The 14,561-nt window shown below is 74.0% G+C and carries 11 protein-coding genes; 7 read left to right on the forward strand and 4 right to left on the reverse strand.

The genetic code is table 11. The features are described 5' to 3' along the window. Positions 1-93 precede the first annotated feature (93 nt). Positions 94-1,569 (reverse strand): type VII secretion protein EccB, encoded by a 1,476-nt coding sequence (gene eccB / locus GA0070621_RS25930; protein WP_091200640.1) that lies wholly within the window; start codon positions 1,567-1,569, stop codon positions 94-96. A 162-nt stretch (positions 1,570-1,731) separates the two neighbouring features. Between eccB and GA0070621_RS25935 the strand changes: the two genes are divergently transcribed. Next, the gene (locus tag GA0070621_RS25935) at positions 1,732-2,904 is read left to right on the forward strand and encodes a type VII secretion protein EccE (protein WP_091200643.1); all 1,173 of its coding nucleotides are present in this window, start codon (positions 1,732-1,734) and stop codon (positions 2,902-2,904) included. Here GA0070621_RS25935 and eccD read toward each other — a convergent pair. Further along, positions 2,888-4,285: a type VII secretion integral membrane protein EccD gene (gene eccD, locus GA0070621_RS25940; protein WP_091200645.1), complete on the reverse strand. Its 1,398-nt coding sequence runs from the start codon at positions 4,283-4,285 to the stop codon at positions 2,888-2,890. The genes GA0070621_RS25935 and eccD overlap by 17 nt on opposite strands. A 170-nt stretch (positions 4,286-4,455) precedes the next feature. Between eccD and eccCa the strand changes: the two genes are divergently transcribed. From eccCa to GA0070621_RS25970, 6 genes are all read left to right on the forward strand, one after another. Next, complete coding sequence (gene eccCa, locus GA0070621_RS25945) at positions 4,456-8,418, forward strand: type VII secretion protein EccCa (RefSeq protein WP_091200648.1); 3,963 nt, start codon at positions 4,456-4,458, stop codon at positions 8,416-8,418. A 240-nt stretch (positions 8,419-8,658) separates the two neighbouring features. Then, positions 8,659-8,967, forward strand: coding sequence for a WXG100 family type VII secretion target (locus tag GA0070621_RS25950; RefSeq protein WP_091200650.1), 309 nt, complete (start codon positions 8,659-8,661; stop codon positions 8,965-8,967). 28 nt (positions 8,968-8,995) lie between these two features. After that, positions 8,996-9,274 carry a WXG100 family type VII secretion target gene (locus GA0070621_RS25955; RefSeq protein WP_091200651.1) on the forward strand — a complete coding sequence of 93 codons (279 nt, stop codon included), beginning with the start codon at positions 8,996-8,998 and terminating at the stop codon, positions 9,272-9,274. A gap of 147 nt (positions 9,275-9,421) precedes the next feature. After that, a complete protein-coding gene (locus GA0070621_RS25960) occupies positions 9,422-10,894 on the forward strand; it encodes a S8 family serine peptidase (protein WP_167667385.1) in 1,473 nt (490 codons plus the stop codon). Between the two features lie 36 nt (positions 10,895-10,930). Further along, positions 10,931-11,494, forward strand: a complete 564-nt coding sequence (locus tag GA0070621_RS25965; RefSeq protein WP_091200656.1) for a hypothetical protein — start codon at positions 10,931-10,933, stop codon at positions 11,492-11,494. 17 nt (positions 11,495-11,511) lie between these two features. Then, complete coding sequence (locus GA0070621_RS25970; RefSeq protein WP_091200658.1) at positions 11,512-12,831, forward strand: WXG100 family type VII secretion target; 1,320 nt, start codon at positions 11,512-11,514, stop codon at positions 12,829-12,831. Between the two features lie 71 nt (positions 12,832-12,902). Here GA0070621_RS25970 and mycP read toward each other — a convergent pair whose 3' ends face one another. Both mycP and GA0070621_RS25980 read right to left on the reverse strand, forming a co-directional pair. Then, positions 12,903-14,141, reverse strand: a complete 1,239-nt coding sequence (gene mycP, locus GA0070621_RS25975; protein WP_167667387.1) for a type VII secretion-associated serine protease mycosin — start codon at positions 14,139-14,141, stop codon at positions 12,903-12,905. A 50-nt stretch (positions 14,142-14,191) separates the two neighbouring features. Further along, complete coding sequence (locus GA0070621_RS25980) at positions 14,192-14,527, reverse strand: helix-turn-helix transcriptional regulator (RefSeq protein ID WP_091200662.1); 336 nt, start codon at positions 14,525-14,527, stop codon at positions 14,192-14,194. Positions 14,528-14,561 lie beyond the last annotated feature (34 nt).

The following is a 14,561-nucleotide window of genomic DNA, read 5'->3' on the forward strand; positions in this document are numbered from 1 at the left end:
GTCATCGTCGAGAATCGTTGGCCACGCTCAGGTTAGTCGACCGGGCCCGGACCGGGCGACCCGTGACCGGCCACGCTCCACACCGGAACCCGGTCAGCCGCCCTGGGCCGGCGTCGCCTTCGTGTCCGACGATTCGGACGCCGAGCCGGACGACTCGGACGTCGACCTGGACGACTTGGCGCCCGGATCGAACTGGGTCATGGCATCCCGCTGAACCAGGGTCGGCCCGGTCGGCACCAGGGCCAGCAACGAGGCGGGCACCGACAGCGGGGTGACGTCGGCGTACCCGAGCGCGGCCTTCGCGTTCGGCCCCAGCGGGTGGCGGACCCCCTGCGCGGTGATCAGGTAGACCGTCGCGCCGGCCGCCGCCTCGCCGCCCTCACCCGCCGCCGCCTGCACCAGCACGCCCTTGCCGCCCGGCAGCAGCACGCTCTCGGCGGTGCGTACGGCGTCCCGGGACCCCTGCCGGGCGGCCACCCCGGCCGACGCGGTCAGCTCGGCCGGCGGCTGGTCGAAGACCTCCAGCGTGGTGACCGGCGGCTGCCCCGGCCCGCCCGACCGGTAGGTGGCGCACAGCACGGTCCGCCCGGGCCGCACCTCGTGCAGGGCGGGCAGCTTCTCCGGCAGCCCCGCCGGCTCCAGCCGCTGGTCGGTGAGGAGCTGGCCGGCCTGGTCCGGCGTGAGGTCGGTGACCTGGCCGCCGGCGCCGAGCAGCAGCAGCGCGGTCATCTCGGTGACCGTCACCAGCCCCTGCCGGGTCAGCACGTAGTACTGCTCGGCGGCCCGGAAGACCTGCCCGACCCGGGCCGGCCGGTCACCCATCAGGCCGCTGGTGCCGCCGTCCCCGTCGATCGCCGGCTTCCGCAGCTCCGGCCCGACCGGCAGCGCGTTGAGCAACTGCTGCCCGACGGTGAGCGGCGTCGCGCCGGCCATCTTCAACGCCACCAGCGCCTGCTGGTCGCCGACGATGCGCAGCCGCGCGCCGTTGGTGAGCAGGTACCGCGTGCCGTCCACCCGGACCAGCACCGCCTCGTCGGTGAGCGGGGTGCCGCCCGGCAGCGGCCGGTCGATCACCAGCCGGGTGGTGGAGCGCCGCGAGTCAGCCGGATCGGGCACGTCGCAGACCGACCAGGGCAGCCCGACCAGCGACTTCCGTTCCGGTACGTCGTCCGGGGCGCCGACGATGCCCACCGTCCGGCCGCGCGGCCGATCCTTGATGGACGCCTGGGAGACGGTACGCACCGTCGGCGCGGGCTCGTCGAGGATCAGCCGGGCGGAGGCGTAGTTGAGGGTCGGGTACAGCACCCCTTCGGTGAAGACGTACGTGGCGCCGGTCTCCCGCTCGATCACCAGCGTGTTGGACTCCAGCGGCGCGGCGTTGCCGGTCAACTGCCCGTACGCGCCGGCGCCGCCGAGCACGACGGCGGCGGCGATCACGCTGCCGAACACCGCCATGCCGAGCCGACGCATCGGCAGGTCGTTGGTCTCCGGGTCGCCGGAGAGCAGCGCGGAGACGATGCGGCGGGTGACGAAGCGGTACGCCTGCACCTGATCGCGGCGGGTCCGCATGACTAACCTCCGGCAGGGGTGGGTCCGCGACGATCAGGTCCGAACTCCGCCGCGGGCTTCCCTACGATAAGGGGCCGTCGACGGTTCACCGGGACCCCGCCCGCCCTCCGGCGACACACCGATCCGGCGGATGCCCAGGATGTCCAGAAGGGACGCTCACCGATGACCCAGGTCCAGGCGCCACCCGGTCGTACGGCCACCGCCCCCGCCGTCCCGGCGGACCGACCGGTCACCCCGGCCGACCGGCGTCGGCGCGGCCGGCTCGGCCCGGTCGTCGTCGGTCAGCTCGTGGTGCTGGAGTGCGCCGCGCTGGCCGTCTGGTTCGCCACCGCCGGTCCGGTCTGGGTGCTCGCCGCCGTCGGCGGCCCGGCCGTGGTGGCGGTCGTCGCCGCCTTCGGCCGTCGAGGCGGCCGCTGGTGGTACGAGGACCTGCTGCTCCGCCGCCGGCTGCGCCGCCGCCGGGAGCGGGCCCGGGGGGCGGTGCCGGCCGGCGACCCGAGGCTCGGCGCGCTCGCCCCGGACCTGGCCGTCGTCGAGCTGACCGATCGCGGCACCCGGCTCGGCGTCGGCCAGGACGACCGGGGCTGGTTCGCCGCCGTCGCGCTGACCGGCCGCCCCGGCGCGCCGGACGGCTCCGTCGAGGCGGCCGTGGTGGACCGAGCCCTGGCGGTGCTCACCGACTTCACCGGGCCGGTCACCCAGACCCAGGTCGTCTCGCACACCCTGGTCTGGTACCCGGCGCCGGGCGCGCCACCGGCCGCCCACCGTACGGTCTGGGTGGCGCTGCGGCTCTCGGTCTCCGACGCCCGGGCCGAGACGGTGACCCGGGGCGGCGGGCTGCGCGGCGTGCACCGCACCGTCGCGGCCGGAGTCGGCCGGCTCGGCAAGGCCCTGAACGCGGCCGGACTCGGCCACCGCGTCCTGGGCCGCGACGAGCTGCACGCGGCGGTGGTCTCCGGGGCCGGACTCGACCTGGCGCCCGAGGCGCCGGTGGAGAGCTGGACCAGCCTGCGCGGCGGCGGCTGGACGCAGCGCTGCCTGGCGCTGCGGGTACGCGCCAACGGGTCGCTGGGCGCGCTGGTGGACGCGGTCACGGCGACCTCGGCGCCGTCGCACACCGTCGCGGCGGTGGTGCTCCCCGGCGGGCGTCGGGTGCCGCCGCTGCTGCGGGTGGCGGCGATGGACGGCCACGCCGAGGCGCTGGTGAAGGCCGTCCGGGACGTGGCCGGCCGGTCCGGCGTGCCGGCCCGCCCGCTGGACGGGCAGCACGGTCCGGGCGTCTACGCGACCGCGCCGGTGGCGACCGCGATGGGCACCGTCACGGTCGAAGGTTGACGATCCAGCCGTAGGCGCCGCTCACCCAGACGGCCAGCGGCACCAGGGCGACGATCAGCAGGATCTCGACGATGTCGAGGGTCCGTCCCCAGACCGGCGAGATCCGCTTGCCCGCCACGCTGAGGCCGTAGATCAGGCTGATCACCGCCGCCAGCAGCAGGCCGCCCAGAATCAGCCCGAGCCGGACCGGCAGCGCCCCGGTGCCGAAGGTGGCCGCGGCGGCCAGCCCCAGACCGGCGGTGCCGGCGAGCAGCACCGGGGTGCGCTGGGCGCGGCCGATGAACGGGCGGGCCCGCAGCAGCGACAGCAGGGCCAGGACGAGGCAGAGCAGCACCGCCGGCAGCCGGCCGTTGCCGGCGAGCACCACCTGGCCGCCGAGCACCAGCACCGCGACCGTCCACAGCAGGCCGGTGAGGAACGCGTCGGCCCGCTCGCTGTTGCGCAGCACACGCGGGCCGTCGACCGACTCGGTGTCGGTCTTCAGGTCGTCCGGGCCGGTCGGGATCGACGGCACCGGCAGCCGGGCCAGCCGGTAGGCGATCATCGGCAGCATCGGCAGGGCGGCGAACGCGACGGTCGCGATCACCGCCGCGGCGGCCGCCGCGCCGAGCCCGAAGACCAGGCAGAGCACCGCGCCGATGGCGACCGCCGCGCCCACCGCGACCGCGCCGAGGAACAGCGGCAGCCGGTCACCGACGGCGAGCGCGGCCACCGCGCCGAAGAGCACCACCGCGGTCGCGGCCAGGAGCACGTGTGGGCTGTCCAGCTCGGCCAGCTTCCGGTCCCCGGCGAGGACCAGCAGGCCGCCGACCGCCGCGTAGCCGAGGCCGGCCATGGCCAGCACCGCGCCGGTCCGGCTGTCGCCGGCCGCGCGGGACAGCACCGCGGCGCTCACCACCAGGGCGACCGCGACCACGAGCGCGGCGAGCGCGCCGGGCAACTGCGGCGGACCGGCGAAGAGCGCCGCAGCCGCGCCGCCGGCCAGGGCGACGCCGGCGAAGAGCGCGGCGAACGCCCGGGTGGTGCCGACCTGCCAGGTGCCGGGACGCTGGTTGGTCGCGGTGGCGACGGCGTCCACCACGTCGTCGAAGACGATCTCGGGGGCGGCGTCGGCCCGGGGGTTGAAATAGAGCACCTCGCCGTCGCGCACGCCGAGCTGTGCGGCGGTACGGCCACCGTCCAGCGGCTGCCCACCGAGCCGGGACAGGCTCCACCCGCCGTGCCGCACGCCCTCGTCGGCGAGGTCCTCGCCGGCGTACCGCAGCAGCGTGGGCAGCAGGTCGGCCAGCGGTACGTCCGACGGCAACGCCAGGTCCATCCTGGTCCGCGGCGCCACGATGGTGATCCGGCTCAGCCCGCCGGTCGCCGCCTTCGTCGCCACTGTGGCCTCCTCGTGCTCGCCTACGATCCACCTCGGCCGGTGGTGTCGCACCCCGTGGGTCCACGACGCCCTCGGGAGATTACCTACGATGGCGGTCGCACAGGTTGCCCACCCGACGGCTCGGGTGAGTGGCAGACCGCAATCAGGGCCGCTTCTGGGGAGGAGATGCCGTGAGCACGGTGGTGTTCCGCCGGCTTCCGCGTCAACCGGGGCCCGCGCTGCCGCGCGGCGAGGTGCTGCTGGAGTCCCCGCCGGAGCTGCCCGAGCAGCAGCCGCGCGGGATGGGCCAGGTGTTGATGATCCTGCCGATGCTGTGCGGGGTCGGCGCGATGGCGTTCCTCTACGCCGGGCGCGGCGGCGGCATGATGACGTACGTCGCCGGCGGCCTCTTCGGCGTGTCGATGCTGGGCATGGCGATCGGCACCCTCGGCAACGGCGGCAACGACAAGGCCGAGTTGAACGCCGAACGGCGCGACTACATGCGGTACCTGGCCCAGATGCGCAAGCGCACCCGCCGGGCCGCGGAGCAGCAGCGCGCCGCGATGGCCTGGCGGCACCCGGAGCCGGACGCGCTCTGGTCGATCGCCGCCTCGCGTCGGCTGTGGGAGCGGCGGATCACCGAGGACGACTTCGGTGAGACCCGGATCGCGCTCGGCCCGCAGCGGCTGGCGGTGGAGATCGTGCCGCCGGAGACCAAGCCGGTGGAGGACCTGGAGCCGATGAGCGCGATCGCGCTGCGCCGGTTCGTCCGGGCCCACTCCAGCGTGCCGGACCTGCCCACCGCGCTCTCGCTGCGCGCGTTCAGCCGGATCGTGCTGCGCGGCGACCGGGAGCCGGTGCTCGACCTGGCCCGGGCCGCGCTGGGCCAGCTGGTCACCTTCCACGCCCCGGACGACATGGTCGTGGCGGTGGTGGCCGCACCGGACCGGCAACCGGTGTGGGACTGGGCGAAGTGGCTTCCGCACGCCCAGCACCCAGGGCGTACGGACGCGGCGGGCGCCCGCCGGATGGTCTTCGCCAGCCTCGCCGAGGCGGAGGCGGCGCTCGCCAACGAGCTGGGCGGACGCCCCCGGTTCGCCCCGGAGGCGAAGCCGCTCACCACCGCCCCGCACGTGGTGGTGGTGCTCGACGGCGGCGAGGTCACGGCGACCTGCGCGCTGATGGGCCCGGGCCTGCTCGGCGCCACGGTGATCGACCTCTCCGGCACCGTGCCCCGCGACGCCGGTCGCTGGCTGCTCTGCCTCGACGTCGGCGACGGCAGCGGGCTGGACCTGGTCCGGGGCGCGACGTCGTCCCGGCTCGGCCGGCCGGACCGGCTGACCGTGGCCGCCGCCGAGGGGCTGGCCCGGCAGATCGCCCCCTACCGGCTCTCCCAGCAGCAGGGGGCCACCGCCGAGGAGCCGCTGGCCCGCAGCATGGAGCTGCCGGATCTGCTCGGCGTCGGCGACGCGGCCACCGTGGACGTGCAGCAGACCTGGCGGCCGCGCAGCCACCGGGACCGGCTGCGCATCCCGCTCGGCGTCGGACCGGACGGCAACGTGGTCGAGCTGGACTTCAAGGAGTCGGCCCACGAGGGCATGGGCCCGCACGGCCTGGTCATCGGCGCGACCGGCTCTGGCAAGAGCGAGCTGCTGCGTACGGTCGTGGGCGCGCTGGCCGTCACGCACTCGTCCGAGGAGCTCAACTTCGTCCTGGTCGACTTCAAGGGTGGCGCCACCTTCGCCTCGCTGGACGCGTTGCCGCACACCAGCGCGGTGATCACCAACCTCTCGGACGAGCTGCCGCTGGTCGACCGGATGCGCGACGCGCTGGCCGGCGAGATGAACCGCCGCCAGGAGGTGCTCCGGGCGGCCGGCAACTACGTCTCCCGCTACGACTACGAGAAGGCCCGGGGGGCCGGCGAGCCGCTGGAGCCGATGCCCAGCCTGCTGATCATCTGCGACGAGTTCAGCGAACTGCTCGCCGCCAAGCCGGACTTCATCGACCTGTTCGTGATGATCGGCCGGCTCGGCCGGTCGCTCGGCGTGCACCTGCTGCTGGCCAGCCAGCGGCTGGAGGAGGGGAAGCTCCGGGGGCTCGACACCCACCTGTCGTACCGGATCGGTCTGCGGACCTTCTCGGCCGTCGAGAGCCGGATCGTGCTCGGTGTGCCGGACGCGTACGAGCTGCCGAACGCGCCCGGCCACGGCTACCTCAAGACCGACACCAGCACCATGCTCCGGTTCCGGGCGGCGTACGTCTCCGGGCCGTACCGGGCACCGGGGCAGGTGCAGCGGTCCACCCGGGCGCAGGTGCAACGCCGGATCGTCCCGTACGGCATCGACTACGTGCCGGTGCCGGCCCTGCCCACGGTGGAGGCCGCACCGGAGCCGGAGCAGGCCGCCGACGGCAAGGCCGTGGCCATGCTGGACGTGCTGATCGACCGGCTCAAGGGGCGGGGCCGCGCGGCGCACCAGGTCTGGCTGCCGCCGCTGGCCGAGCCGCCGAGCCTGGGCGAGCTGCTGCCGCCGCTGAGCGTGCACCCGACGTTCGGCCTGTGCACCGCCAACTGGCCGGGGCGGGGGCGGCTCACCGTGCCGGTCGGCATCGTCGACCGCCCGTACGAGCAGCGGCGCGACCCGATGATGGTGGACCTGTCCGGCGCGGGCGGCAACGTGGTGATCGTCGGCGCCTCGCTGAGCGGCAAGAGCACCATGCTGCGTTCGATGCTCGCCTCGCTGGCGCTCACCCACACCCCGCGCGAGGCGCAGTTCTTCTGCCTCGACTTCGGCGGTGGCGCGCTGCGCAGCCTGGAAGGGCTGCCGCACATGTCCGGGGTGGCCGGCCGGCGGGACACCGAGGCGGTCCGGCGGACCGTGGCCGAGGTGGTCGCGATCATCGACGAGCGGGAGCTGCGCTTCACCCAGCACGGCATCGACTCGGTGGCCAGCTACCGCCGGCGCCGGGCGGCCGGTGAGTTCGCCGACGACCCGTTCGGCGACATCTTCCTGGTGGTCGACGGCTGGAACACCCTGCGCCAGGAGTACGAGGAGCTGGAGCAGACCATCACCAACCTGGCCAACCGGGGGCTGGGTTTCGGCGTACACGTGGTCATCACGGCCGTGCGGTGGGCGGAGATCCGGATCAACATGCGGGATCTGCTCGGCACGAAGCTGGAGCTGCGGCTCGGCGACCCGGCCGAGTCGGAGATCGACCGCCGCGCCGCGCAGAACGTGCCGGGCGGCACCCCCGGTCGCGGTCTGACCCGCGACAAGCTGCACTTCCTCACCGGGGTCTCGCGGATCGACGGCAAGCGCGACATCGAGGACCTGACCGAGGCGTCGGTCGCCCTGGCCGGGCACGTGGCGACCAACTGGCCGGGCCGGCCCGCGCCGAAGGTACGCCTGCTGCCGCGCAAGCTGCCCGTCGCCGAGCTGGCGAAGGTGATCGACCGGTCGGCTCCGGGCATCCCGATCGGCGTCAACGAGTCGGCGCTCGCCCCGGTGTACCTGGACCTGGCCAGCGAGCCGCACCTGACCGTGTTCGGCGACGCCGAGTGCGGCAAGACCAACCTGCTGCGGCTGATCGCCCGGGGCATCGCCGAGCGGTACACGCCGGCCCAGGCCCGGCTGGTCATCGCCGACTACCGGCGCGGCCTGCTGGGCGCGGTGGAGGGCGACCACCTGCTCGACTACGCGCCGTCGAACCAGGTGTTCAGCCAGGGGCTGGGCTCGATCCGCAGCGCGTTGCAGAACCGGCTGCCGGGCCCGGACGTGACGACCGCCCAGCTGCGTGACCGGAGCTGGTGGAAGGGTCCGGACCTCTACATCGTGGTCGACGACTACGACCTGGTCGCCTCGGGCGGCAACAACCCGCTCAGCGCGCTGACCGAGCTGCTGCCGCAGGCCCGGGACATCGGCCTGCACCTGATCATCACCCGGCGGGTGGGCGGCGTGGCCCGGGCCCTCTACGAGCCGGTGCTGCAACGCCTGCGGGAGCTGGACTCGCCGGGCCTGCTGATGTCCGGCAGCCGGGAGGAGGGCGCGGTCTTCGGCAACCTGCGGCCGAGCCCGCAGCCGCCGGGTCGGGGCACCCTGGTCCGCCGCCGCGACGGCCAGCAGCTCATCCAGACCGCCTGGACCGAGCCGGCCTAGGGGGAGGGAACCGGCTCCGCCGGCGCCGGGGCGACATTCGTCCATGTCGTACGGTCGGGAGCGGAAGGTGTTGCGGCGTCCCGGCTTGTCGGAAACGACGAAACGGATGCAGGGCTGCGCGGGTTGGAGGTCGTCCGCTACCGTTCGGTTGAAGTGTCCGTCGGTGGGGTGCGCACGCCTTGCCGCGGGGGAGGGGCGCGGCGGATCCGCCGCCACGAAGATGACGGAAGGGTGTGAAGCATGGCGTTCGAGGTCAGTGCAGCGACTCTGCACACCGCCGCGAGTGACGTGCGGTCCACGCGCAGCGACGTCGACGGCGAACTCAAGAAGCTGTGGAACGTGGTCGACGATCTGGCGATGGCCTGGAAGGGCCAGGCGTCCTCGGGTTTCCAGAACCTGATGACGCGCTGGAACGAGGACACGGCCAAGCTGCTGACGGCGATGGACAACATCGCCGACCTGCTCGACAAGTCGGGCACGACGCACCAGGTCAACGACGAAGAGCAGCAGCAGATGCTGGACAAGTTCCACGCTGCTCTCAACCCGTGATCCGCGCTGACGAGCAGAGGGGGAACTGATGAGCATCAAGGTTGACTACGCCGTCCTCGAGAGCAGCAACCAGCAGATGCAGGCCATCTCGCGGACCATCGACGAGAAGCTCGACACGCTGCGCTCGATGCTGACCAAGCTGGAGTGGGAAGGCCAGGACCGGGTCGCGTACCAGCAGCACCAGGCCCAGTGGGACGCCGCCGTGCGGGACATCAACCGGGTCCTCAACGACATCGGCAACGCCGTCGGCATCGCGCGGGAGAACTACATGACCACCGAGATGAGCAACTCGAAGGTCTGGGAGTGAAATAATCGGCCGCTGCGGCTCCGGTCCGGCTCGATCGGACCGGAGCCGCAGTGCATTACGGTCGATCGAGGTCCTGGGAGCGCCATGGGTACGGGGAAACATCGTCGGTCACTGCTGCGTTCCGCCGCCGCGGCGCTGGCGTTGGCCGTGACCGCCGGTACTGGTGTGCTGTTCTCCCCGACCCCCGCCCGCGCGGACACCGTACGCGGTCTCCAGTGGTATTACGACACGTTGAAGATCCCGCAGGCGCAGAAGCTCACCCGTGGCAAGGGCGTCGTGGTGGCCGTGGTCGACAGCGGGGTGTACGCCGCCCATCCCGACCTGAAGGGCCAGGTGCTGCCCGGTAAGGGGCTGGACTCCGACGTCGCCCCCGACGGCCGCAGCGACCCCGACCAGGAGACGGGCCACGGCACCATGATCGCCGGCGCCATCGTCGGCCGCGGCGGTGGCAGCATGCACCTGCTGGGCATCGCCCCCGACGCCAAGGTTCTGCCGGTCGGCCTCGGCGCCGCCCAGCGTGACCGGGACCTCGCCGGGGGCATCCGATGGGCGGCCGACCACGGTGCTGGCGTCATCAATCTGTCGATCGTGGAGGGTCCGACCGCCTATCCCGACACGATGGAGGCGGTGCGCTACGCGGCCAGCAAGGACGTGGTCGTGGTCGCCGGCGCCGGCAACCTGGTGCAGGGCATGCGCGGTGTGCAGTCGCCGGCCAAGATCCCGGGCGTCATCGCGGTCGGGGGCAGCGATCGTCGCGGGGGCGCCTGGTCCGGGTCGACCTCCGGCCCGGAGATGGTGCTCAGCGCTCCCGCCGAGCGGATCATCAGCACCGCACCTCCGGGCGTCACCTCGAACGGCTACGGCGTCTCCGACGGCACCAGCATGTCCACCGCGCTCGTCTCCGGGGTCGCGGCGCTGGTGCGGGCACGCTATCCCGATCTCGACGCGGCCAACGTGGTGAACCGGCTGATCCGCACCGCACGGGACGCCGGACCGCCCGGCCGGGACCCCGAGTTCGGCTTCGGGGTGGTCGACCCGGTCGCCGCGCTGACCCGGTCGGTGCCGGCGGTGACCGAGAACCCGCTCCTCGCGGACGCGGCACCGGCACCGAGCGCGACCGCCAACCAGGGCGGTGACAAGAAGGACGACGAGCCGATGGTCTCCTTCGGGCTCGCCAAGGGCGCCGGTCCGATCATCCAGACCGTGCTCTGCCTGCTGGTGGTCGTCGCGATCGTGGTGGTGCTGGTGCTCGCCCGCCGGCGGTCCGCCCGCCGTCGGGCGGCGCAGACCCCACCCGGCCCGCAGTTCGGCCCCGGGCACGGCCCGCCGCCCGGCTACGGTCCGCCGCCCGGCTACGGCCCGCCGCCGGGCTACGGTCCGCCGCCCGGCTACGCTCCGCCGCCCGGCTACGCTCCGCCGCACGGGCCCGGCCAGTCGCCCGGCTCCGGAATGCCCGGTCACGGATCACCACCGGGCTACCCGCCGGCCCAACCGCATCCGCATCCGTACCCGCCTCGGCTGCCGGGTCAGCCGGTTCCGCCGCAGCCGTTCGCGCCACCGCCCGGACCGGGCGTGCCGCCCGGCGCGGCGGGGCCGCCGACCGGGCCCGACCAGCGCTGACGCCGGCACCACGAGTACTGCCAGGGGAGGACAGGAATGAGCTGGGAAGTCAGCCAGAACGTCAGCAAGGATCCGGACCGGGTCGACCAACGGTTCAACGTTCCGATGCCGGTCAACCCGGGCATGCCGTTCGTCGGCGACGTACGGGGAGTCAGCTTCGACCGGGTCGGTGTCGAACAGGCCCACACCCCCTCCCAACTGGTGGCCGGCGAGGGCGAGCAGGGGGTGCAGACCGAGTGGGACGCCGGCAGCCTCGACTCGGCGAAGACCTGGCTGGAGGCGCACGCCGAGTACGTGTACCGGCTCTCCTACAGCATGTCCGCGATCAAGGATGAACTCGGCGGGGACCAGGCCGCCGCCGGCAGCGGCTCGCTGGGCGGCTTCGCGAACGCCAAGCAGTTGGCCACGGAGCACCTCAAGCTCTACGGCAGCACCGAGCAGGGGTTGCGTTCGCTCTCCGAGAGCCTCTACGCGGCGGCCGACGCGCTGGGCGAGGTCAAGCGGAAGTACGAGGACGCCGAGCACGCCAACTCCATGACGGCGCAGGAGATGCAGCAGGCGTTCAACAATGCCGCTCGTGGCGGCGGCGAGAAGGACTGAGCAGGGGGGACGGGGAGATGGCGGACTGGGAGCAGATGGCCCGCGAGGTGCTCGTGGCGGGCCGCCCCGACAAGGTGCAGAACGCCGCGCTCGGCTGGAAGGAGCTGCTCAAGAACATCGGTTCGGTGGAGGAGAGCCTCCAGCAGAACGTCAAGGACCTCGGCGCGGTCTGGAAGGGGCCGGCGTACGACGCCTTCAAGACGCACATCGAGGGCCTGGGCAAGCAGGCCGGCGGTCTCGTGGACGCCGCGGAGAAGCCCGGGCACGGCCGGGTCAGCATCGTCACCACCCTCGAGAAGGCGGCCACGCAGCTCCAGGACGCGCAGAGCAAGATGCCCATCCCGGCCGCCTGCGTCGGGGACGTGCTGGCCGCGCGGAACGGGGAGATCACGCTCGGCGTCGGGCTCTTCGAGGCCCGGGTGAAGGCAGACCTGATGGGCAGCTGGCCGATGGAGAAGCTCGGCCAGCTCAGCGACTGGGTGACCGGTTGGTTCTCGGACCAGGAGGGCGAGGCGCGGAAGGCCTACGACGAGGTCGACCGCAACTTCCAGGAGCGGGTGATGGAGACCCCCGGCGGCCGCGACTTCACTCGCGTCGCGCCGGTCACGGACACCCCGGATCTGGATCGCCCGGACACCGTCGGCCCGGGAGGCGGCATGCCCGATCTGGGCAAGCCCCCCGCTACCGACATGGGCGGTAAACCAACCATCGACCCGGGCAAGATGCCGGGTGGTGACCCGGGCCGCCCGAACATCGGGTCGGGCGCCCACCCCGATCTTTCCAACGGCAGCAGCCACGTGCCGTCCACCGGCACCAGCCACCTCCCGTCGACCGGCGGGGTGGGCAACGGCGGCAACTACGGCACCGGGTTGGCCGGTGCCGGCGGCGGCACCGGTTCCGGCTACGTCCCGGGCGGTGGCCTCTCCGGCGGCGGCAGCGGCCTCGGCGGCGGTGGGGCGCCGGGCCTGGGTGGCGGCGGTGCCGGCATCGGCAAGCCGGTGAGCCCCGGCCTGCCGCCGATGATGGGCGGCGGCATGGCGGGCGCGGGCGGCCGTGGTGCGGGCGGCCGGATGGGCGCGGGAAAGCTCGGCGCGGGCGGGATGGCGCCCGGGATGGGCGGCATGGCGGGCGGTGGCGGCGCCGGCCGCCGCGGCGCCGGCGATGCCCGGGGCGGCCCGGCCGCTCGGGGCGCGGGTGTCCGGGGCGGCATGGCTGGCGCGGGCCATGGCGGCGGAGCCGGCTACGGCGAGGAGGAAGCGCCGCGCAACAGCTGGCTGGAGGAGGACGAGGACGTCTGGGGCTCGGACTCCGGCGGGAATTCGGGCATCCTGCGCTGAGGCGTCGGCCGGGCGCCGTCCACATCGTCCTGGGCGGCGCTCGGTCCCGGGCCGGCCGAGGGCCGGTGGCCTCAGGCGTCGGCCGGCTCGGAGCGCCGTCCCGGCCGCCAGCCACGACGGCGGCCCAGGGCGAGGACGGGCCGGGCGGTGAGCAGGATCGCGGCCAGCAGTCCGCCGACGGCGGCCACCCAGATCGCCACGGTCCGCTGCCAGCCGAGCGGGTCGGCCGGCGGGACCGGCTTCGGCATCGCCCCGAGCGGCGCGTCGTCGCGCGAGCCCAGCAGGCTGGTCACCGCCCGGTACGGGTTGACCACCCCGTAGCCGATCTCGGCGTTGTGCCCGTCCGGCGGGCTGTCGGCGGTGCGGGTCAGCCGGTAGGCGACCCCCTTCGGGGTGAGCTTCGGGTGGGCGGCGCGGACCAGGGCGGCGACCCCGGAGACGTACGCCGTGGCGAAGCTGGTGCCGCCCTGCGGCTCGGCGAGGTATCCCGAGCCCTGCGGCGCCGGGCCGACGATGTTCAGCCCGGGCGCGGCGATGTCCACGTAGTCGCCGGTGACCGAACTGCCGACGTGTTCGCCCTTGTCGTCGACGCCGGCGACGGCGATGACCCCCGAGTACGCGGCCGGGTACGCCGGCTGGCCCTGCTGGTTCTCCTCCTGGTTGCCGGCGGCGGCCACCAGGATCACCCCCTCGTCGAGGGCGTAGTCGACGGCCTTCTTCAACGCCGGGTCGTCCAATGTGGCCAGCGACAGGTTGATCACGTCGGCCCCGTGGTCGACCGCCCAGCGGATGGCCTGGCCGATCTGGGCCGGGATCGACTCGTCGAAGGTGCGTTTGCCGTCGGCGAGCACGCGTACCGGCAGGATCTTCGCCTCCGGCGCGATCCCGCTGTACGGCGTGCCGGTGCCCTCCCGGCCGGCGATGATGCCCGCCACCAGGGTGCCGTGGCCGACCAGGTCGCACTGCCCCTTGAGCTGCTCCAGGTTGTTGAAGTCCGCGCCGTCGAGCACCCGGCCGCGCAGCAGCGGGTGGCTCGGTGAGACGCCCGAGTCGATGACCGCCACGGTGACCCCCGCGCCGCGGGTGATCCGCCAGGCCCCGGACGGGTCGATGCGGTCCAGCGCCCACGGTCTCTCGGTGGGGGCGGGAGCGCCGGTCGGGCCGCACTTCGGGGCGGCCCTGGCGGGCGCGGGCGGGGCCAGGACGCCACCGAGCAGCGCCGCGACCGCGGCTCCACAGAGGACGGATCGGAGCCGGTGTCCGGTACGGAGGCTCACCGTCGTCCCGTCCGGCCGCAAGCTGTCACGCACGCGCCGAGATTACCGTCGCCGCGCCCACCGCAGGGTGCCGGGCGCGGGCGTCAGGCGTCGGGACCGGTGGCCGGCTCGGCGGCGAAGAGGGCGAGCAGGGCGCCGACCTGCTGGTCGGCCTCCGCCGGGTGCCGGAAGTGGCCGCTCGGGTTGATCGTGTACTCGTTGCGCCGCCCCACTCGGGTGCGGCGCAGGTAACCACCGGCCTCCAGGTCGGCGACGATCGCCTGGGCGGCCCGCTCGGTCACCCCCACCTCGTCGGCGACGTCCCGCAGCCGCGCGGTCGGGTTGCGCGCGATGGCCAGCAGTACGTGCCCGTGGTTGGTGAGGAAGGTCCAGTTACGGCCGCTCCCGTTCTCGCCCGCTGTCGTCGCCATGGTGGTCATGGTATGGCTTCGGGCCGCGCGTCCCGGCTCCCGC

Source organism: Micromonospora narathiwatensis, from assembly GCF_900089605.1.
In the GTDB taxonomy this organism is placed as follows: domain Bacteria; phylum Actinomycetota; class Actinomycetes; order Mycobacteriales; family Micromonosporaceae; genus Micromonospora; species Micromonospora narathiwatensis.